The sequence below is a fragment of the Lentzea sp. NPDC005914 genome (genome assembly GCF_040629405.1).
In the GTDB taxonomy this organism is placed as follows: domain Bacteria; phylum Actinomycetota; class Actinomycetes; order Mycobacteriales; family Pseudonocardiaceae; genus Lentzea.
In genome coordinates this window covers 326,865-346,787 of the sequence record NZ_JBEXVQ010000006.1, presented here as the reverse complement: position 1 = coordinate 346,787, position 19,923 = coordinate 326,865, and the positions used below count along the sequence as shown (strand labels likewise).

The window sequence follows — 19,923 nt, the reverse complement described above, 5'->3', positions numbered from 1 at the left end:
TGCTCTGGGCGCTGCTGCGCGACGGCCGGAAGTTCACCCCGACCGCGCCACAACCCGCTACCGCAGCGGCTTGACACGATCATTCAGATTCCTTCGGGATCATGTTGTGGAACGCGGCGATCTCCCACGCGCCGTCACGCTGCACGACGACGGCCTGCGCGTGGGTGGTGATGCCAGCAGGGGAGATGGAGGACGTGACGTGCACGAGCGAGATCCCCTCGGACAGCGGCCTGATCAGGCTGATCTCCGCGGTCAGCTTCGTGTCGCGGTACGGCCCGGCGAAGAGCTGCCCGTGGCCCAGCGCCACGGCCCGCCGCCCGAACAGCTCCTCACCGCGCACCGTCACGAAGTCGACGTCCTCGGCGAACACGGCGGCGAAGGCCTCGCCGTCGCCCTGGGCCCAGCCCTGCTCCATGCGTTGCCACAACGAGTAGATCTGTTCGGTCATGAGTGGTTCATCCTCAACGGCAGGCGCAGGCACTCGGCGTCCCACGCGGCGAGCGAGTAGTAGAGGCCGCCGTGGCGGCGTTCGAGGTAGCAGACGACGTTCACTGGCCATCCGCTGTTGCGGAACATGTGCTCGTCCATCGGCGTCGGGCTGTCGCTCAACGGCCGGTCGCGCTCGCACTCGGGCCCCAGCCGGTGCCAGTCCGGGTGCAGGTGGATCGAGCCGAGGACGTCCAGGCCCGCGGCGCCGGCCGTGCGGGTGATCGTCAGCAGGTCGGCCGGGTCGAGCCACCACGCCCGCACCGGGTTCTCGTACGCCGTGCCGAAACGCGGCACGATCGTGGACGCGAACTCCTCGCGCGCCGAGGGGTCGGTCAGTCGCGCGTTGCGGCCGAACGCGACCTCCTGAACCACGGCCTCCGACCCCGCGGCGAGACCGAGCAGGACCGCGAAACACGGTCTCGGTTCATCCTCGGTGATGAACGAGTATTCGGCGGACGCGGCCTCCAGAAACGTTTTCACTGCGCGATCCGAAAACAGCACCGCATCGGTGCGCGTCGGGCGCTCGGCCAATTCCATCACGCCGGCGAACGTATCGAGACCGCGACGTCTTGCGCGAGATTCCGGAGGGTGTTGAGGCTATTACATTCAGCGATAACATCGGGCGCATGCGTCTTGAGGTGCGGCATCTCGAACTGGTCGTGGCGATCGCCGACTGCGGCAGCCTGCGCAAGGCGGCCGCACGCCTGCACCTCACCCAGCCCGCGGTGACGACGCAGCTCAAACGCATCGAGGACCATCTGGGCGGCGCGCTGTTCCTGCGGACGGCCGACGGCGCGAGGCTCACTCCGGCCGGCGCGGATTTCGTGCAGAAGGCGCGGTCGATGCTCACTCAGCTGGTCATGCTGGAACGCGTAACGCGCCGTAACACCCACAGCCCCAGTGCTCCTACCAGGCTCGCGGGAATCCCCGCTTATCACTTCGGACTATTGGCGGGGGCGCTGAAAAACGTCACGAGCCGCACCATCAAGGAGACCGGGACGCTCACCGCGTTGCTCACGACCGGCGAACTCGACCTGGCCGTGATGCGTCAATTTCCCGGTACTCCGCTCACCCTGCCGCCGAACGTCGGACACCGCCTGCTCACCCGCGAGCCGCTGTTCGTCGGAGTGCCGCAACACCACCCGTACGCGCAGGAGCCGGAGATCCCGCTCGAAGCGCTCGCCGGCGAGCAGTGGGTCATGCCCGAGCCGGACGACAGCGGCATGAACGCCCACTTCGCGCGGGAGTGCGCCAAGGCCGGGTTCGAGCAGCGGATCGCGCACTTCAGCAGCGAGGCGCACGTCGCGCTGACGTTGATCAGGGAATCCGGCGCGGTGTGCCCGCTCTACCCGGTCGGCGGCACGGCGGCGGGCGTCGCTCGGCTGCCGGTCACGGGAAACCCGCTGGTCCGCGAGGTCGTGCTGGCCTGGCGCCGGGACGCACCGGTCGCGGGCGAGGTCGACGACCTGTGCGAGCAGGTCGCCGCCGGGTACCTGAAGCTCGTCGAGGAGAGCGACGTCTACGCGCGTTGGTGGCGCCAGGGAGGAGCGGAGTTCGCGCTGAGCTCAGGGACTCAGTCCTTGCCGGGGTCCTGACCCGTGCGCACGACGATCGCGACCCTGTCGTCCGACGACACGGGCTGGCCACCGGCCTTGTTGATGGTGCCGACGAGCGCGGCCGAGTCGTTGATCTGCTCCATCGGGCCCATCCGGCCGTAGCCGGTGGCGTCGTCCATCGTGAGGTTCGGCTTGCCCATGACCGCGCCGGCGGAGTTCATCGGCAGGTTCTGCAAGCCAGGAGTCTTCGCCGTGGTGACCCACAGCAGGTCCGACAGCGACGCGCAGCCCATCACGCCCGGCCGGTCCGGCCACGTCCACGCGGCGTCACCGAGCTTGCCCGGCACGACGCGGTACACGGCGTCGTAGCTCGCCGACCAGTCCGTGACCCAGATCTTCTGGGCGTCCGCCGACACGCACAGACCACCGGGCTGCCGCAGCCCGGACGTGACGACCGCGCTGCCGGCCGTCGGGTTGCCCTGGGCGGGCTTGCCGGAGCCGTCGATGCGCAGCACCTTGCCCGCGAGCGAGTTCGGGTCGGCGGCCAGCGCGGGGTTCCCGGCGTCACCGGTGGCGACGAGGATCGAGCCCTTGCGGTCGCTCGCCAGCACACCGCGGTTGCCGGACGGTCCCTTGGGAATGCCGGTGAGGATGGGCTTGGGCATGTCACCGGGGGCGACGCGCAGCACCCGGTTGTCCGTCGCGGTCGTCACGTAGACGTACGCGAGCTGGTCCTCGGCGAACGTGGCGGACAGCGCGAGCCCGGTCAGCCCGCCGTCCGACGACGCGTCCACCTCGATCTGCGCGACCAGGACCGGGTCGACGTCCTTGGTGACCTTGACCAGACGGCCACCGCGTTCCGCGGCGTAGGCGGCGACACCGCCCTGGGCGTCCGCGCCGATCGGAGCGACACCCGTGACGGTGTTGAGGCACGTCGCGATCACCGCGGGGTTGAAGTCCTTGCAGCCCTGCGGCGGCGGCACGCTCTGCGGCGTCTGCCCCTTGCCCTGCTCGCCGGGAGACGGCCGGTACTCGCCGGGCAGCTCGGGCTTGGGCCCCGCCTGCGGGGTCAGCTGTGGTTGCGCGCTCCAGCTCGTCGGCGCCGGCTCGTCGGGAAAGCTCGCGCAGCCCCCTGCCAGCAGGCAGGCGGCGGTCAGCAACAAGACGGAACGAACCACGACTCCCAGGCTAGGTGCGCGACCGTGAACCCTCGGTGAACGCCTCCGAGGTCGCGAAGTCGACCGAACGCACCCGGTCCAGCAACAGATCGAGTTCGGCCGACACGACCTCGGGAGCCTCGAGCGGCAGGTAGTGGCTGCAGGGCAGCACCCTCAGCCGCGCCTGGGGCAGCGCGCCGACGGGAGCCGACATGCTCTCCGTCGTCGCCAGCACGTCGTCACGCCCGGCCAGGAGTGTGACCGGGCACACGATCGGGCCGAGGTCCTGGCGCGGCGTCTCGCCCAGCGCGAGCGCCAGCGTGAAGTACCAGCGCCAGTCGTGCTGCAGGAACCGGCTGACGGCGTTGGTCACGGCCTTCGGGTCGCTGCTCGGCTTGATCACGCCGCTGTGCCGCAGCAGGAACGTCGTCGCGTCCGTCACCGGCACCCGGTGCAGCACGCTGTCCAGCAGCGGACCGGCCTGCCTGAGCACCCGCGTGGCCATGTTGCCGACGAACCGGCGCGCGGACTTCGGGACCAGCGGCAGCATCCCGTCGAACGAGTCGCCCGGCGCGCCCGCGACGAGCAGCAGGCCCGCCACCCGGTCCGGATGGCGCAGCGCCAGTTCGGCCCCGATCGTGACGCCCATCGACCAGCCCATGACGACGCACCGTTCGATGCCCGCGTCGTCCAGCACCGCGAGCGCGTCCGACACGTGGTCGTCCAGCGAGATGTTGCGCTCATCGACAGGGCGGTCGGAGCCCATCGTGCCGCGCATGTACCAGCTGAGCAGACCGCCGCGGCCGGTCAGCGACGGCCACGACTCCGGCCCCGACCCCACGCCGGGACACAGCAGCACGGGTGTTCCTTCACCCGGCGCGTGCCACGTCCGGATCTTCGTGCCGTCCCACGCGATGATGTCGTGCTCCCGCATGCCCGCCATTCTGTCGTACTGCCGAGGCCGCCGGCCTTTACCCCGTGTTCGGTGTTCAGGCGGCCGCGAGGCGCCCTGCTGAGCGCCGAAGACGCGGTGAAGGCCGGCGGTCACGGCAGTATGTTGGGCTCGTGACGCTCACCGTGCTCGTGCCAGATGATTTCGGAGTTCAGGCGCTGTCTCAGGTGGACGGTGTCCGGCCGGTTCGCTACACGCCGGGGCAGCCGTTGCCGTCCGACGGGATGGACGCCGAGGTCCTGGTGCCCAAGTTCCTCGCCGGCACCGATCCCCGCGACGTGTTCGCGCAGCTGCCGAACCTCAAACTCGTGCAGCTGCTGAGCGCGGGCGCGGAGAACTTCGTCGGCAAGGTGCCGGACGGTGTGATGCTCTCCACGTGCCGCGGCGCGCACGGCGGCAGCACCGCGGAGTGGGCGATCGGCGCGTTGCTGGCGATATACCGAGAGTTCCTCGTCTTCGAGCGCGCCCGCGCCGAGGGCCGCTGGGACTACCACCTGACGGACACCTTGCAGGACAAGAAGGTTCTGATCGTCGGTGCGGGTGACCTCGGCGAGCAGCTGCAGCGGCGCCTCGAACCGTTCAACGCCTCGGCCGTGCTGGTCGGCCGCACCGCCCGTGACGGCGTGCGCGGTGCCGACGAGCTGCCGTCGCTGCTGCCGGAGTTCGACGCGGTGGTGATCTTCACGCCGATGACCGAGGAGACCAGGCACCTGGTCGACGCCAAGTTCCTGGCCGCGATGAAGGACACCGCGATCCTGGTCAACGGTGCCCGCGGGCCCGTCGTCGACACGGACGCATTGCTCGCGGAACTGAATTCCGGGCGACTGCGCGCAGCTCTCGACGTCACCGATCCAGAACCACTGCCGGAGGGTCATCCACTGTGGACCGCGCCGGGTCTGCTGCTGACCCCGCACGTGGCAGGTTCCTGTACGGGGCATGCACAACGCGCATACGCGGTCGTCGCCTCCGAGGTCGCTCGCTACGTTGCGGGGGAACGTCCGCGCAATCTTGTGAACGGCAGCTACTAGGGAGCCCCTAGTCCATCTGGGTGAACCTAAGCTGCCGTTCGGATCTCGCGCGCCCGTTTCGGGCCCCCTAGCGTGCGGGCGTGGCTACTCACGACAAAGGCTCGAAGACATCGAGCGCTTTCTCCGACGACTCGTTCTATTCGAGCAGCGGAGGGGGAGTGCACCACTTCGACGACAGCACGGCCAGAGTCGACGGCGGTGCTGCTTCGCCGTACGACTCGACGACGAAGGCGTTCGACACGACGGGCTACACCCCGCTGGACAAGTCCACTGTGGACAACCAGGCGTACGCGGACGACGACCCGTTCGACGACGAGCGCAAGAAGTTCGGCTGGACCGCGGGCCCTGACCTCGGTCTGCTCGGGCTGCGTGCGGTGCTCGGCGGCATCTTCGTGCTGCACGGCCTGCAGAAGGTCTTCGGTCTCTTCGGCGGTCCCGGCATCAACGGCTTCGCGAAGTCGCTCGAGTCGATGGGCTACCGCGAGTCCGTCGTCCTCGCCTGGGTCACCGGCGTCACCGAGCTCACCGGCGGCGGCCTGCTCGTGCTGGGTCTCTTCACGCCCCTGGCCGCGGCGGGCCTGCTCGCCGTCATGGCGAACGTCATCGCGCTGAAGTACAAGGGCGGCTTCTTCGGCCCCAACGGCGTGGAGCTGGAACTGGCGCTCGCGGGCATGGCGTTCGCGGCGCTGTTCGCCGGACCCGGCCGGGCCGCGCTGGACTACAACCGCAGCTGGTTCCGCCACCCCGTGGCGGCCGGGTTCATCGCACTCCTGCTCGGAGCGGGTGGTGCGGCGGTGACGTTCTTCGTGTTCCGGTAAGAACTGCCGAATGCGGAAGAACCTGACGGGAGCGCTGCTCCAGCTCGCCCTGCTGGTGATCGGGATTCCGGTCGTCTACCTGGTGGCGGTCCCGTTCGGTCTCACCGCGAAGTCCCTGCTACCGCCGCTCGGCCTGCTCGCGGGCCTGATCGTGGGTGGCGTCATGGTCAAGAAAACGGACCAGCCCGTCAGCGGACCGCTGACGGGCTGGCTGGTGTTCGGCGTCGTGATGGCCCTAGCGCTCGTCCTCTAGAACGCCGGCGACGTTCTCGCGCAAGTGCGCCACCGATGACGTACCCGGGATGAGCAGGATGTTCGGGGACCGCCGCAGCAGCCAGGCCAGTGCGGCAGACCTCGGCGACCGAAGTGGCGTGAACCCGCCGAGCGGGAAGAACGGCACGTACGCGATCTCCTCGGCCGCGAGCCGGTCGATCAGCTCGTCGTCCTGGCGGTACTCGAGGTTGTACATGTTCTGCACGGACACGATCGGTGCGATGCGCTGAGCCTCGGCGACCTGCTCCGCGAGAACGTTGCTCACCCCGAGATGGCGGATCAGGCCCTCCTGCCGGAGGTCGGCGAGGGTCTCGAACGCCTCCGCGATCGAACCGGGCTGGGGACCTTCCGCGTTCCCGAGCCGGAGGTAGACCAGATCGAGCACGTCGAGCCCGAGAGACTTCAGGTTGTCGTGAACCTGATCGCGCAGGTCCTCCGGCCGCCGCGCGACCGGCCAGCCACCCCGGGCGTCGCGGGTCGCGCCGACCTTGGTCGCGATGTGCAGCGACTCGGGATACGGGTGCAACGCCTCGCGGATCAACTCGTTGGTGACGTGCGGCCCGTAGGCATGGCTGGTGTCGATGTGGGTGATGCCGAGATCGACCGCTGCACGCAGAACGCCGATGGCGCCGTCGCGGTCGGCGGGCGGACCCATGACGTGCGGGCCGGCCAGTTGCATGGCGCCGTAACCGAACCTGGTGACCGTCAGATCGCCCAGAGTCCAGGTGCCGCCGGGAAGAGTGTTCATGCGCCCTAGTCTTGGAGAGAAGCTTCCTGACGGGAAGCAGGCACTCAGAAGTGCGTAACCCGCCCACGGGTGAGAGGTGCGATCGGTGGCGACGAAGAACGCGGCCCAGAAGAGGGCTCAGGCCAAGGTGGAGTACGACGCGTTCCTGGCGGGATGCCCCAGCCGGCAGCTGCTCGACCGCATCTCGGACAAGTGGGTGGTGCTCGTCCTGTGCGCGCTCGGCGACGGTCCGATGCGGTACTCGGAGATCGCCCGCAGGCTGGCCGGGGTCAGTCAGAAGATGCTGACGCAGACGCTGCGGTCGCTGGAACGAGACGGCCTGCTGACCCGCGCGGTGACGCCGACCGTCCCCGTCACCGTGACCTACGAGCTGACCGGGCTCGGCCTGTCGTTGCACCGGATGACACGCGGGCTCAGGAGCTGGGCGCAGGAGCACATGGGCGAGGTCCTCGTGAACGTCGAGCGGTACGACGCTCACAAAAGAGAGCTGCCCTGACCAGAAAGCGGCCAGGGCAGCATCAGCAGAGCGTCGTTACCGGCTCGGGTCGCGCACCGCGCCCGTCGAGGCGTCCGTCGCCATCCGCGCGTACGCCCGCAGCGCACCCGTGACCGGACGGATCCGGTCCACCGGCTGCCACGGCCGCTCGGAGGCGTCCATCTTGGCGCGCCGCTCGGCCAGCACCTCGTCGTCCACCAGCAGTTCGAGGCGCCGCTCGTGCACGTCGATCAGGATCCGGTCGCCGTTCTCGACCAGGCCGATCGTGCCGCCACCGGCGGCTTCCGGCGAGATGTGGCCGATCGACAGCCCCGACGAACCTCCGGAGAACCGGCCGTCGGTGATCAGCGCGCACTTCTTGCCGAGGCCGGAGCCCTTCAAGAAAGCCGTCGGGTGCAACATCTCCTGCATGCCGGGGCCGCCGGACGGGCCTTCGTAGCGCACGACCAGGACCTCGCCCGCCTGGATCTCCTTGTTCAGGATCGCCGAGACGGCCTGCTCCTGGGACTCGACGACGCGCGCCGGGCCCTCGAAGTGCCACAGGTCCTCGTCGATGCCCGCGGCCTTGATGATCGCGCCGCGCTCGGCCAGGTTGCCGCGCAGCACCGCGAGGCCGCCGTCACGCGTGTAGGCGTGCTCGTCGTCGCGGATGCAGCCGCCAGCCGCGTCGGTGTCCAAAGAGGACCAGCGGTTCGACGTGGAGAACGCCTCGGTCGTGCGCACGCCACCGGGAGCGGCGTGGAACAGCTCGATGGCCTCCGGCGACGGGTTCTCCGCGCGGATGTCCCACTTGCCGAGCCACTCCGCGAGGGTCGGCGTGTGCACCGACGTCACGTCGTCGTTGAGCAGACCGGCGCGGTAGAGCTCGCCCAGCAGCGCGGGGATTCCGCCGGCCCGGTGCACGTCCTCCATGTGGTAGTCGGAGTTCGGCGACACCTTGGACAGGCACGGCACGCGGCGGGACAGGTCGTCGATGTCCTGCAGCGTGAAGTCGATCTCGCCCTCCTGTGCGGCGGCGAGGATGTGCAGCACGGTGTTCGTCGAGCCGCCCATGGCCATGTCGAGCGCCATCGCGTTCTCGAACGCCTTGCGGTTCGCGATCGACCGCGGCAGCGCGGACTCGTCGTCCTCGCCGTACCAGCGACGGCAAAGCTCGACGACCACGCGACCGGCCTCGGAGAACAGCTCGCGGCGCGCGGCGTGCGTGGCCAGCGTCGATCCGTTGCCCGGCAACGAGAGCCCGAGAGCCTCGGTGAGGCAGTTCATCGAGTTCGCGGTGAACATGCCGGAACACGAACCGCACGTCGGGCACGCGGAACGCTCGACCTCCGACAGACCCGCGTCATCGACAGCGGGGGAGGCCGAGGCGGAGATCGCGGTGATCAGGTCGGTCGGAGCTACGGCGACACCCTCGACGACGACGGCCTTGCCGGCCTCCATCGGCCCGCCGGACACGAACACGACGGGGATGTTGAGCCGCATCGCCGCGTTCAGCATGCCGGGGGTGATCTTGTCGCAGTTCGAGATGCAGACGATCGCGTCGGCCTGGTGCGCGTTGACCATGTACTCGACGGAGTCGGCGATGATCTCGCGGCTGGGCAGCGAGTAGAGCATCCCGCTGTGGCCCATGGCGATGCCGTCGTCGACCGCGATGGTGTGGAACTCGCGTGCCACGCCACCGGCCTCGCGCACGGCTTCGGCCACGATGTCGCCGAGATCGCGCAGGTGCACGTGGCCCGGCACGAACTGCGTGTAGGAGTTGGCGATCGCGATGATGGGCTTGCCGAAGTCGCTGTCCGTCATGCCGGTCGCGCGCCAGAGAGCGCGAGCCCCGGCAGCGTTGCGGCCGTGCGTGGTGGTGCGAGAGCGGAGCTGAGGCACTGCTCCTCCAGATTCAGTTCTTCATGAAAAACGCGCGGGACGGCCGGGTGAGGCGTCCATCAGTCTGGGAGCGGTGCCTCAAACATTACTTGTACGCAGACTGGCCGAGACGAGCAGATAGGCCAGCGCGAGCGTGATGACGTGCACAACCGTGCACCACAGGCAGATCTTGCCGATGATCAGGAACTCGGCCGCGACCAGGTAAACCACCATCAGCACGCCGACACCGACCGCGCCGAGACGTACCCACTTGAGTGCCTCGATCCGCCACGCGAACGGGAGGCAGATCACGGTCAGGAACGCGAAGAACGCCAGCCCGAGGAACGCGACGGGGATGCCGAACAGCGCCGACTGCTCGCTCGTGGTCACGGTCTCACAGTCGACGACGGCGTCGGCCGAGCACAGCAGCGCGGAAGCGTTGAAGTGCGTGTACGTCAGATAAGCCGAGGTCAGCAGGCCTGCGATGGACAGCAGCAGGCTCAGCAGCGGAACTCGTTGGATCACTTCTCCGACTGTACGGCCGAAGGTGTTTCGGCCTCGTCAGGCTCGGCGGCGGCTTCCTCGGCTTCAGGCTCCTGAGTGACCATCGGGTCGGGCACGCGCCCACCGCTGACCAACGACAACGCCGGCAGGTGCATGAACCGCACGGCGGGCAGCGTCACCTCGGAGTCGTCCTCGCGGACCGCCTTGAGCCAGCCCTTCTGGACCAGCCGGATCGACTTCACCTCGGTCCACTTGAGCGTCGTCGAGCCGAACAGGCCCCGTGCGACGAGCTCCTCCTCGGTGACCGTCGTGCGGTTGCGGATGACCCAGTACGCGTACCCGAGCGGCAGAACGTAGAGCGCTTGCAGCCCCGGAGCGACCCACGCCACAGGAGTCACGCAGATGGCGATCAGACCCGCCGCGAGCAGCGCAGTCGCCGGGATGCGAAAGACCAGCTTCTTCACTCGAAGGATTGTTCCACGTCCACGATCCGGGATTTCCATCCCGCAGAGTTGACGCCCTCTTGTCAGAGGCGATAACGTCCGCTTCATGCAGCGCACGCTCGTTCTCGTACTTCTCAGGCGCGTCGACGCCTGAGCCGAACAGCCTGCGTCGACGCGCGACCCTCGCACGACCCAACTTCGGGTTGTCGAGGGTTTTTTCGTGTCCGGACCCCGATACCCACGAGGCAAACCAATGACCAGCGCACCATCGCGACAGGCTTCCGAGCCCTCGTCGCCACGTCCAGGTCCGCGGCCCAAACCGGCTCCGCCCACTGGCGCGCCGATTCGAGTGACCGGGGCGCAGTCCCTCGTCCGCTCGCTTGAGGCGGTCGGGTGCGAAGTGGTGTTCGGCATTCCCGGCGGGACGATCCTTCCCGCGTACGACCCGCTGCTGGACTCCACGAAGGTCCGGCACATCCTCGTCCGCCACGAGCAGGGCGCGGGACACGCGGCGACCGGATACGCGCAGGCCACCGGCAAGGTCGGGGTCTGCATGGCGACCTCGGGACCGGGTGCGACCAACCTCGTCACCCCGCTCGCGGACGCGAACATGGACTCCGTGCCCGTCGTCGCGATCACCGGCCAGCAGTCGCGGCCGCTGATCGGCACGGACGCCTTCCAGGAGGCGGACATCTGCGGCATCACGATGCCGATCACCAAGCACAACGTCCTCGTGACCGACGCCGCGGAGATCCCGCGGGCGATCGCGGAGGCGTTCCACATCGCGTCGACCGGCCGACCCGGCCCGGTTCTCGTCGACATCCCCAAGGACGTGCTGCAGGAGCAGACCAGCTTCTCGTGGCCGCCCGAGCTGCGCCTGCCCGGTTACCGGCCGACGACCCGGCCGCACGGCAAGCAGGTCCGCGAAGCCGCCAAGCTGATCGTCAACGCGCGCAAGCCCGTCCTCTACGTGGGCGGCGGCGTGATCAAGGCGGACGCGTCGGCCGAACTGCTGCGCCTGGCCGAGGACACCGGCATCCCGGTCGTCACCACGCTGATGGCGCGCGGTGCGTTCCCCGACTCGCACGACCAGCACCTGGGCATGCCCGGCATGCACGGCACCGTCGCGGCCGTCGCGGCGATGCAGAAGTCGGACCTGCTGGTCGCCCTCGGCGCCCGGTTCGACGACCGCGTGACCGGTCAGCTCAACTCCTTCGCGCCGGACGCGCAGATCATCCACGCCGACATCGACCCGGCCGAGATCTCCAAGAACCGCCGCGCGGACGTCCCGATCGTGGGCGACTGCAAGGAGATCATCACCGAGCTGATCGACGCGGTCCGCGCGGAGCGCGAGACGGCCAAGGCCGTCGACCTCACGCCGTGGTGGACGACGCTGAAGTCGTTGCGGGAGACGTTCCCCCTGGGCTACGACTGGCCGGAGGACGGCACGCTGTCGCCGCAGTACGCCATCGAACGGATCGGCAAGCTGTCGCCGGCCGACACGATCTACACGGCGGGCGTCGGCCAGCACCAGATGTGGGCCGCGCAGTTCGTGAAGTACGAGCACCCGCGCACGTGGATCAACTCCGGCGGCCTCGGCACGATGGGCTTCGCCGTTCCCGCCGCGATGGGCATCAAGGCCGGTGAGCCGGGCCGCACGGTGTGGGCCATCGACGGTGACGGCTGCTTCCAGATGACCAACCAGGAGCTCGCCACCTGCGCCATCGAGGGCCTGCCGGTGAAGATCGCCGTGATCAACAACGGCAACCTGGGCATGGTCCGCCAGTGGCAGACGCTGTTCTACGGCGAGCGGTACTCCAACACGGATCTGGGGACGCACAAGCACCGCATCCCAGACTTCAAGCTCCTGGCGGAAGCACTCGGGTGCGCCGGCCTGCGGGCCGAGTCGCGCGAGGAGGTGGACGACGTGATCGCGAAGGCGCTGGAGATCAACGACCGGCCGGTCGTCGTCGACTTCGTCGTCGGCAAGGACGCCCAGGTGTGGCCGATGGTCGCGGCGGGCACCGGCAACTCCGAGATCATGGCCGCCCGCGGCATCCGCCCCCTGTTCGACGAGGATCTGTGATGACCAGGCACACGCTGAGCGTTTTGGTCGAGGACAAGCCCGGTGTGCTCGCGCGCGTCGCCGGCCTGTTCTCCCGTCGTGGCTTCAACATCGAGTCGCTGGCGGTCGGCCGCACCGAGTACCCCGACATCTCCCGCATGACCATCGTGGTGTCGGTCGACGAGCTGCCGCTGGAGCAGGTGACCAAGCAGCTCAACAAGCTCATCAACGTCATCAAGATCGTCGAACTGGAGCCGGCCGCTTCCGTTCAGCGGCAACTGGTGCTGATCAAGGTTCGTGCGGACGCGACGGTGCGGTCGCAGGTCCTCGAAACCGTCCAGCTCTTCCGCGCGAAGGTCGTCGACGTGTCCCCGGAAGCGGTCACGATCGAGGCCACCGGCACGTCTGAAAAACTCGACGCGTTGCTGCGCATGCTGGAGCCCTACGGGCTTCGCGAAATCGTCCAGTCCGGCATGGTCGCCATCGGCCGTGGCGCTCGTTCCATCACTGCCACCGCGGTTCGCTAGAAACGCGAGGTCGTGCCGGACGCCAGGCTTCTCGACGACCTCGCCGCCGTCTGCGGAGCAGCGGCAATCAAACACAGACAGAAGGAAATACAGTGAGCGTTGAGATCTTCTACGACGACGATGCCGACCTGAGCATCATCCAGGGCCGCAAGGTGGCCGTGATCGGCTACGGCAGCCAGGGCCACGCCCACGCGCTGTCCCTGCGCGACTCGGGCGTCGAGGTCCGCATCGGCCTGCAGGAGGGCTCCAAGTCCCGCGCCAAGGCCGAGGAAGAGGGCCTGGAGGTCGGCACGCCGGCCGAGGTCTCCGCGTGGGCCGACGTGATCATGATCCTGGCGCCGGACACCGCCCAGCGCCACATCTACGCGAACGAGATCGCCGCGAACCTCAACGAGGGTGACGCGATCTTCTTCGGCCACGGCTTCAACATCCGCTACGGCCTGATCACCGCTCCGTCCGGTGTGGACGTCGCCATGGTCGCGCCGAAGGGCCCGGGCCACCTGGTTCGCCGCCAGTTCGTGGACGGCAAGGGTGTGCCCGCTCTCATCGCGGTGGAGCAGGACGCTTCCGGCAACGCCCAGGCGCTCGCCCTGTCGTACGCGAAGGGCATCGGCGGCACGCGCGCCGGCGTCATCAAGACGACCTTCAAGGAAGAGACCGAGACGGACCTCTTCGGCGAGCAGGCCGTGCTGTGCGGCGGTGCCTCGGCTCTCGTCCAGGCCGGTTTCGAGGTGCTGACCGAGGCGGGCTACGCCCCCGAGGTCGCGTACTTCGAGTGCCTGCACGAGCTGAAGCTGATCGTCGACCTCATGTACGAGGGCGGCATCGCCCGCATGCGCTACTCGATCTCCGACACGGCCGAGTTCGGTGACCTGACCCGCGGCCCGCGCGTCATCACCCCCGCGGTCAAGGAGGAGATGAAGAAGATCCTGGGCGAGATCCAGGACGGCACCTTCGCGAACGAGTGGGTGGCCGAGGACGACAACGGCCGCGCGAACTACAAGAAGCTGCAGCAGGAGGGTGAGAACCACCCGATCGAGGCGACCGGCAAGAAGCTCCGCGACATGATGTCGTGGGTCGACCGGCCGATCACCGAGACCGCCTGAGTCTTTTCAGCTGAGTCTTTCCTCAAGGGGAGGCCCGTGGCGCGTGTGTGACGCGCCGCGGGCCTTTCCGCTTTCAGTTGTGGATCATCCGCTAGCTTGCCTCTCATGACGGAAAGTGCGCCGATTTACGACGACAAGGCCCACGTGCGCGGCAACCTGGACCTCCGCGACGCGGAGTGGAAGCGCCCGCCGGAGCCCGAACCCGAGGACGGCCACGTCGAGATCGCCTTCGTCCCGCACACCGACGGCGCTACTTATGTCGCCATGCGCAACTCCAAGCAGCTGGAACCGGTCCTCGTCTTCACGATGGCCGAGTGGGACGCTTTCGTAGCGGGCGCCAAAGACGGGGAGTTCGACGAGCCCTGGTGAACATCCCCAGGCCCGCGAACTTGTCACGTGAGCGAGGTCCACGTCCGAAGCGCTGATCCGCTTCCCGCACGCGATCCGCACGCCGGCGAGCACCGCACGCCGCGATCAGCGCGGTGGCCGACACGAGCTTCTCGGCACGCAGTTCCTCCACCGCGGAGAACTGCCACCTGAGTTCTGTCAGGCACGTCATGCCCGGAAGCTAGCAAGGCACACCGACAACGGTCAGCCGGTTTTCGGACGCGCACGTCGCTGACCTGCGCATTGCAGAAACCGTGCAAGATTCCCGCACGCCCTCTCCCACAAGGTTGTCCCGCACCTTGCACTGGAAGAGGGAGAAGACCTTGAAGAAGATTCTGGGGACGGCCGCGGCGGTCGCGATCGCCGCCACCGCGCTGGTGATGCCGGGCACGGCGTCGGCGGCCAACTGCGATCCGGACAAGCACGTGCGGATCAACGTGCAGAAGCGCGGCAACTTCGTCGACGCGGTCGGCGGGTTCTTCAACTGCGACCAGGCCACCACGAGTTTCACGATCGCGGTGCAGGAGAAGAAGACGATCGGCTGGAAGGACCACGTGGTCCGGAACGGGGTGTTCCGCACCAACGTCGGCGCCATCACCACGTACACCTGCAACGGCACCAAGACGAAGAAGTACCGCGCCCTGTTCATCACTGGCATCGGCACGCACGAGACGGTGAAGACCTCCGCGAGCATCACCGTGCCCTGCGGCTGATCGTCTCCGTCGGCCCGCCGCCCTCGACTGTGATCTCATGGTCGGAGGCGGTGGGCGCGGGGGACGGTGTGCGTGTCGGTGCTGGTGAGGTTGCTGGGCGAGGTCGGCACGGAGGTCGACGGACGGCCGGTGGATCTGGGCACGCCCAAGCAGCGCTGCGTGCTCGCCGCGCTGGCCGTCGACGCGGGCCGCGTGGTGCCGGTGGAGCGCCTGGTCGAGCGGATCTCGGGCACGGAGGGGGCGGCTCGGTCGCGGGCGACGCTGCACAGCTACATCTCGCGGTTGCGGCGCTCGCTGGCTGACGCCTCGAGCGTGAGCATCGTGCGCCGTTCCGGTGGCTACGCCCTGATCGCCGACACGATCGAGCCCGTGACGGACCTGCACCGGTTCCGCGATCTCTGCACCCAGGCGCGAGGCGACGACGCCGACGCCGTGAGCTCGTGGACCGAGGCGCTGGCGCTGTGGCGGGGGCAGCCGCTGACCGGGGTGGACGGCGCGTGGGCCGAAGCCGAACGCGACCGGCTGGTACTGGAGCGGCAGGCTGCCGAGCACGACTTGGCGGACGCCCTGCTACGGCTCGGGAAAGGCGGTCAGCTGGTGAGCGAGCTGTCCGGCCGCAGCGCGCAGCAGCCGTTGGACGAGCGGGTGGCGGCCCAGTACATGCTCGCCCTGCACCAGGTCGGCCGCACGATCGACGCGTTGGAGCAGTACCGGCAGGTCCGCGCGCGCCTGGTCGAGGAACTGGGCACCGAACCCGGCACCGCACTGCAGGAACTGCACCAGCAGCTGCTGACGGCGGACTGCGCACTCACCACCGCGGTGCGGGCCCGGACGGCGACACCTCGCCAGCTGCCGATGGCGCCCACCCCGTTCGTCGGCCGCCGGGGTGAGCTGGAGCTGCTGGACGCCTCGGCGGTCGTGACGGCCATCGCCGGTTCCGGCGGCGTCGGCAAGACGTGGCTCGCACTGCACTGGGCGCACCAGAACCTGCACCGGTTCCCGGACGGGCAGCTGTACGTCGACCTGCGCGGCTTCAGCCCCGACGGCGACCTGCTCGATCCGACGGCGGCCGTGCGCGGCTTTCTCGACGCGCTGGGGGTCGAGTCCGGCCGCATCCCGATCGAGCCCCACGCCCAGACGGCGTTGTTCCGCAGCCTCGTCGCGGGCAAGCGGATGCTGCTGGTGCTCGACAACGCCGCGGACACCACCCAGGTCACTCCGCTGCTGCCGGGCAGCGGGTCGTGCACCGTGCTGGTGACCAGCCGCAACAGGCTGCCCGGCCTGGTCACCGGGCACGGCGCCCGGCACCTGTCGCTGGACGTGCTCGACGACGCCGCGGCCCACGACCTGCTCGTCGCGAGGCTCGGGGCCGCGCAGGTCTCGTCCGAACCCGATGCCGCCGATGAGCTGGTGCGACTGTGCGGCGGGTTCCCGCTGGCGTTGAGCATCATCGCGGGCCGGGTCCACACCTATTCGGGCTCGTCCCTGCCCACCGTCGCGCTCGAGCTGCGCGAATGCATGCTCGACGTGCTGGACGAGGGCGACCCGGTGGCGAGCCTGCCGGCCGTGCTGTCGTTGTCCTACAACGTTTTGACCTCGGAGCAGGCGCTGGTGTTCGGACTGCTGGCCATCGCGCCGGGGCCCGACATCGGCCTGCCCGCCGCCGCGTGCCTCACGGGGCTGTCCCACGCCAGGACCAGGACCGTGCTGCGCGGGCTGGAGCAGGCGTCGCTGATCAGTCAGGACGCCTCCGGCCGCTACAGCCTGCACGACCTGATCCGCCGCTACGCCGCGTCGCGTGAGCTTGCCGCGGATGTGCGGGAGGCGGCGTTGCGGCGGGTGGTCGGCTTCTACCTGCACACGGCCCACGCCGCCGATCGCCTCGTGCACCTGCACCGCGTGGACATCGAGCTCGACCCACCGGACTGCGCGCTCTCCCTGCCCGACGCGGCGGCGGCCATGCAGTGGTTCCGCACCGAACACCTCTGCGTCCTGGCCGCCCAGCACACCGCGTCGACGCTCGGGTGGCTGAAGGCGGTGTGGCAGCTGGCGTGGTCGCTTTCGACGTTCCACCAGCTCCGGGGCCACCACCACGACCAGATCGCCACCTGGCAGGCCGCGCTGTCCGCGACCGACCCCGCCGTCCGCGTGCTGGGCCACCGCCAGCTGGGCATCGCCCACACCGAGCTTGGCCGCCACCCCGAGGCCATGGACCACCTGCGCCAGGCCCTGACCCTCGCCGAGCAGCAGGGTGACGAGACCGCCCAGGCCCACACCCACACGGTCCTCGGCAGGGCCTACGAACAACAGGGCGACGACCGGCGGTCCCTGGAGCACTGCGTCCGAGCCCTGGAGCTCTGCCGCGCCCTCGGCAACCAGGTGTGGGAGGCCCGCGCGCTCAACGGCGTCGGCTGGGCCGCCGCCCGCCTGGGTGAGCACGACCTGGCCCGCGAGCACTGCCTGGCCGCCCTCGACCTCCACCGCGCCCACCACGACCCCTCGGGCGAGGCGGGCGTGCTCGACAGCCTCGGCTACATCGCCCACCTCGCCGGCGACCACGAGGTGGCCGTGGCCCACTACCGCGAGTCGCTCGCCCTGCAGCGCGAGCTCGCCTTCGACTACGGCATCGCCGAAGTCCTGTCTTCACTCGGTGCGCCGCACGCGGCGCTCGGGCAGCACGACGAGGCACGCGCGGTGTGGCAGGAGGCGCTGGAGATCTACCAGCAGCAGGGTCGGGCCGAGGAAGCCGAGCGCATCCAGGAGCGGCTCGACACCCTCGAGTGAACGGACCCCGCGTTCCCGCTGATGGCAACCAGCGCAAACACCGTCCCACCACGCAGGACGCTCCAGTGACCTGAGACACCCGCCAGAATGGGACGCGAGTCCCCCTGTCTATGCTCGTTAACAGTCCGGACACATTGCGGTGCCCGGTCGGCGCGGGTCAGCCGCCTCGACCACGCCCGCGCCCCACGATCCAACCGTTCTGGGAGCGATGTCCGTGACCAACACGAGCCGACCTGTTGTCCTCATCGCCGAGAAGCTCGCACCGTCCGTGCTTGACGCTCTCGGTGATGGCGTGGAAGTGCGCCACGTAGACGGCACCGACCGCCCGGCCCTGCTCGAGGCCGTCGCGGACGCCGACGCCCTGCTCGTGCGGTCCGCCACGCAGGTCAATGCCGAGGTGTTCGCCGCCACCCGCAAGCTCAAGGTCGTTGCCCGCGCGGGCGTCGGCCTGGACAACGTCGAGGTGCCCGCGGCCACGGCCAACGGCGTGATGGTCGTCAACGCGCCGACCTCCAACATCGTGTCCGCAGCTGAGCACGCCGTGGCGCTCCTGCTCTCCGTGGCACGGCAGATCCCCGCCGCCCACGAGACGCTGCAGAACCACGAGTGGAAGCGCAGCAAGTTCAACGGCGTCGAGCTCAACGGCAAGACGGTCGGCGTGGTGGGCCTCGGCAAGATCGGCCAGCTGTTCGCGCAGCGCATCGCCGCGTTCGGCACCGAGCTGATCGCGTACGACCCGTACGTGTCCGCCCAGCGCGCGGCCCAGCTCGGCATCGAGCTCGTGTCGCTGGAGGAACTGCTCGAGCGCGCCGACGCCATCAGCATCCACCTGCCGAAGACCCCGGAGACCAAGGGACTCATCGGTTCGGAGCAGCTCGCCAAGGCCAAGCGCGGCGTCATCATCGTCAACGCCGCCCGCGGTGGCCTCATCGACGAGGAAGCCCTCGCCGAGGCCGTGAAGCAAGGCCAGGTCGGCGGTGCCGGCATCGACGTCTTCTCCACCGAGCCGACGACCGAGAGCCCGCTGTTCAACGTCCCGGGCATCGTCGTCACCCCGCACCTCGGCGCGTCCACGGCCGAGGCGCAGGACCGCGCGGGCACCGACGTCGCGAAGAGCGTCATCCTCGCGCTCGCCGGTGACTTCGTGCCGGACGCCGTCAACGTCCAGGGCGGCGCGGTCGGCGAGGAGGTCCGCCCGTACCTGCCGCTGGTGCAGAAGCTCGGCACCGTCCTCAGTGCACTGTCGCCGAAGGCCCCGACCAGCGTCACCGTCGAGGTCCGCGGCGAACTGTCCAATGAGGACGTCGCCGTCCTGCCCCTCGCGGCACTGCGCGGTGTCTTCTCCAGCGTGGTCGAGTCGCAGGTGACGTTCGTGAACGCGCCGCAGCTCGCCGCGGACCTCGGCGTCAACGTCGAGGTCGTCAAGGAGACCGAGAGCCCGAACCACCGCAGCCTCGTCACGGTCAAGGCCGTGCAGGCGGACGGCACGACGAACACCGTCTCCGGCACGATCAGCGGCATCGCGCAGGTCGAGAAGCTGGTGAACATCAACGGCCGCAACTTCGACCTGAGGGCCGAGGGAACCGTGCTGCTGCTGGAGTACCCGGATCGTCCGGGTGTCATGGGCACGGTCGGCACGCTGCTCGGCGAGGCGGGCGTGAACATCGAGGCCGCCCAGATCAGCCAGACCGGCGCCGACGCCGTCATGGTGCTGCGGGTGGACCGCCCGGTCGACACCGCCGTGCTCGACCCGATCGGCGCTGCCGTCGGAGCCCGCACGGTCCGGAGTGTCGACTTCGGATAGTCACGACAAACCGGGAAGGGGACGGCAAAGTCCCCTTCCCGTGGGTATCGCCGTTCACAACGAACGGGTTACAAGCAACTATCTGTAGACAACATTCATACTTTCGGGGCAATCGCAGACGCACGATCAGCGATTAGCGTCCCCACGAGGTTGACCCGGTGCCGTAGAGGGCGCGGCGCTGTTGTATTCGGGTCGAAGGCACACACCTCGTTT

At 69.0% G+C, this 19,923-nt stretch carries 20 protein-coding genes; 12 read left to right on the top strand and 8 right to left on the bottom strand.

Translation table 11 applies throughout. The features are described from left to right. Positions 1 to 79: 79 nt before the first annotated feature. The gene (locus tag ABZ345_RS11500) at positions 80 to 448 is read right to left on the bottom strand and encodes an SgcJ/EcaC family oxidoreductase (protein WP_359845732.1); all 369 of its coding nucleotides are present in this window, start codon (positions 446 to 448) and stop codon (positions 80 to 82) included. Next, positions 445 to 969 (bottom strand): hypothetical protein, encoded by a 525-nt coding sequence (locus ABZ345_RS11495; RefSeq protein ID WP_359845729.1) that lies wholly within the window; start codon positions 967 to 969, stop codon positions 445 to 447. Before ABZ345_RS11495 ends, ABZ345_RS11500 begins: the two co-directional genes overlap by 4 nt. A 146-nt stretch (positions 970 to 1,115) precedes the next feature. Here ABZ345_RS11495 and ABZ345_RS11490 point away from each other — a divergent pair, with 146 nt between their 5' ends. Further along, the gene (locus ABZ345_RS11490) at positions 1,116 to 2,084 is read left to right on the top strand and encodes a LysR family transcriptional regulator (protein WP_359845726.1); all 969 of its coding nucleotides are present in this window, start codon (positions 1,116 to 1,118) and stop codon (positions 2,082 to 2,084) included. On the opposite strand, the gene ABZ345_RS11485 is transcribed toward ABZ345_RS11490, so the two are convergent. Together ABZ345_RS11485 and ABZ345_RS11480 are read right to left on the bottom strand one after the other, a co-directional pair. Next, positions 2,063 to 3,223 carry a PQQ-dependent sugar dehydrogenase gene (locus ABZ345_RS11485; protein ID WP_359845723.1) on the bottom strand — a complete coding sequence of 387 codons (1,161 nt, stop codon included), beginning with the start codon at positions 3,221 to 3,223 and terminating at the stop codon, positions 2,063 to 2,065. The two genes, ABZ345_RS11490 and ABZ345_RS11485, sit on opposite strands and share 22 nt — an antisense overlap. A gap of 10 nt (positions 3,224 to 3,233) precedes the next feature. Then, entirely contained in the window at positions 3,234 to 4,136 is a 903-nt protein-coding gene (locus tag ABZ345_RS11480) for an alpha/beta hydrolase (RefSeq protein ID WP_359845720.1), read from the bottom strand. Between the two features lie 131 nt (positions 4,137 to 4,267). Here ABZ345_RS11480 and ABZ345_RS11475 point away from each other — a divergent pair, with 131 nt between their 5' ends. The 3 genes from ABZ345_RS11475 to ABZ345_RS11465 all read left to right on the top strand — a co-directional run bounded on the left by ABZ345_RS11475 (position 4,268) and on the right by ABZ345_RS11465 (position 6,253). After that, on the top strand, positions 4,268 to 5,182 hold the full coding sequence (locus ABZ345_RS11475; protein WP_359845717.1) for a 2-hydroxyacid dehydrogenase: 915 nt from the start codon (positions 4,268 to 4,270) through the stop codon (positions 5,180 to 5,182). Positions 5,183 to 5,262: 80 nt separating this feature from the next. Beyond that, entirely contained in the window at positions 5,263 to 6,000 is a 738-nt protein-coding gene (locus ABZ345_RS11470; RefSeq protein ID WP_359845714.1) for a DoxX family protein, read from the top strand. A gap of 10 nt (positions 6,001 to 6,010) precedes the next feature. Continuing rightward, on the top strand, positions 6,011 to 6,253 hold the full coding sequence (locus ABZ345_RS11465) for a hypothetical protein (RefSeq protein ID WP_359845711.1): 243 nt from the start codon (positions 6,011 to 6,013) through the stop codon (positions 6,251 to 6,253). On the opposite strand, the gene ABZ345_RS11460 is transcribed toward ABZ345_RS11465, so the two are convergent. Beyond that, positions 6,236 to 7,021 carry an oxidoreductase gene (locus ABZ345_RS11460; RefSeq protein WP_359845709.1) on the bottom strand — a complete coding sequence of 262 codons (786 nt, stop codon included), beginning with the start codon at positions 7,019 to 7,021 and terminating at the stop codon, positions 6,236 to 6,238. The two genes, ABZ345_RS11465 and ABZ345_RS11460, sit on opposite strands and share 18 nt — an antisense overlap. Positions 7,022 to 7,106: 85 nt before the next feature. Between ABZ345_RS11460 and ABZ345_RS11455 the strand changes: the two genes are divergently transcribed. Then, entirely contained in the window at positions 7,107 to 7,517 is a 411-nt protein-coding gene (locus ABZ345_RS11455) for a helix-turn-helix domain-containing protein (RefSeq protein ID WP_359845706.1), read from the top strand. A gap of 36 nt (positions 7,518 to 7,553) precedes the next feature. On the opposite strand, the gene ilvD is transcribed toward ABZ345_RS11455, so the two are convergent. The 3 genes from ilvD to ABZ345_RS11440 all read right to left on the bottom strand — a co-directional run bounded on the left by ilvD (position 7,554) and on the right by ABZ345_RS11440 (position 10,345). After that, entirely contained in the window at positions 7,554 to 9,398 is a 1,845-nt protein-coding gene (ilvD, locus tag ABZ345_RS11450) for a dihydroxy-acid dehydratase (protein ID WP_359845703.1), read from the bottom strand. Between the two features lie 78 nt (positions 9,399 to 9,476). Next, a complete protein-coding gene (locus tag ABZ345_RS11445; protein ID WP_359845701.1) occupies positions 9,477 to 9,902 on the bottom strand; it encodes a vitamin K epoxide reductase family protein in 426 nt (141 codons plus the stop codon). Then, positions 9,899 to 10,345 carry a PH domain-containing protein gene (locus ABZ345_RS11440; RefSeq protein ID WP_359845698.1) on the bottom strand — a complete coding sequence of 149 codons (447 nt, stop codon included), beginning with the start codon at positions 10,343 to 10,345 and terminating at the stop codon, positions 9,899 to 9,901. Before ABZ345_RS11440 ends, ABZ345_RS11445 begins: the two co-directional genes overlap by 4 nt. 232 nt (positions 10,346 to 10,577) lie before the next feature. On the opposite strand from ABZ345_RS11440, the gene ABZ345_RS11435 reads away from it, so the two are divergent. From ABZ345_RS11435 to serA, 7 genes are all read left to right on the top strand, one after another. Further along, a complete protein-coding gene (locus ABZ345_RS11435; protein ID WP_359845695.1) occupies positions 10,578 to 12,410 on the top strand; it encodes an acetolactate synthase large subunit in 1,833 nt (610 codons plus the stop codon). Further along, entirely contained in the window at positions 12,410 to 12,916 is a 507-nt protein-coding gene (gene ilvN / locus ABZ345_RS11430) for an acetolactate synthase small subunit (RefSeq protein ID WP_045310681.1), read from the top strand. The genes ABZ345_RS11435 and ilvN overlap by 1 nt, the downstream gene beginning before the upstream one ends. Positions 12,917 to 13,008: 92 nt before the next feature. After that, positions 13,009 to 14,022 carry a ketol-acid reductoisomerase gene (gene ilvC / locus ABZ345_RS11425; protein WP_325522132.1) on the top strand — a complete coding sequence of 338 codons (1,014 nt, stop codon included), beginning with the start codon at positions 13,009 to 13,011 and terminating at the stop codon, positions 14,020 to 14,022. A 105-nt stretch (positions 14,023 to 14,127) separates the two neighbouring features. Next, positions 14,128 to 14,391 (top strand): DUF397 domain-containing protein, encoded by a 264-nt coding sequence (locus ABZ345_RS11420; protein WP_204763750.1) that lies wholly within the window; start codon positions 14,128 to 14,130, stop codon positions 14,389 to 14,391. A gap of 341 nt (positions 14,392 to 14,732) precedes the next feature. Next, positions 14,733 to 15,122, top strand: a complete 390-nt coding sequence (locus tag ABZ345_RS11415) for a hypothetical protein (protein ID WP_359845691.1) — start codon at positions 14,733 to 14,735, stop codon at positions 15,120 to 15,122. A gap of 72 nt (positions 15,123 to 15,194) precedes the next feature. Beyond that, the gene (locus tag ABZ345_RS11410) at positions 15,195 to 17,906 is read left to right on the top strand and encodes a BTAD domain-containing putative transcriptional regulator (protein WP_359845688.1); all 2,712 of its coding nucleotides are present in this window, start codon (positions 15,195 to 15,197) and stop codon (positions 17,904 to 17,906) included. A 214-nt stretch (positions 17,907 to 18,120) separates the two neighbouring features. After that, positions 18,121 to 19,710, top strand: coding sequence for a phosphoglycerate dehydrogenase (gene serA / locus ABZ345_RS11405; protein ID WP_359845686.1), 1,590 nt, complete (start codon positions 18,121 to 18,123; stop codon positions 19,708 to 19,710). Positions 19,711 to 19,923 lie beyond the last annotated feature (213 nt).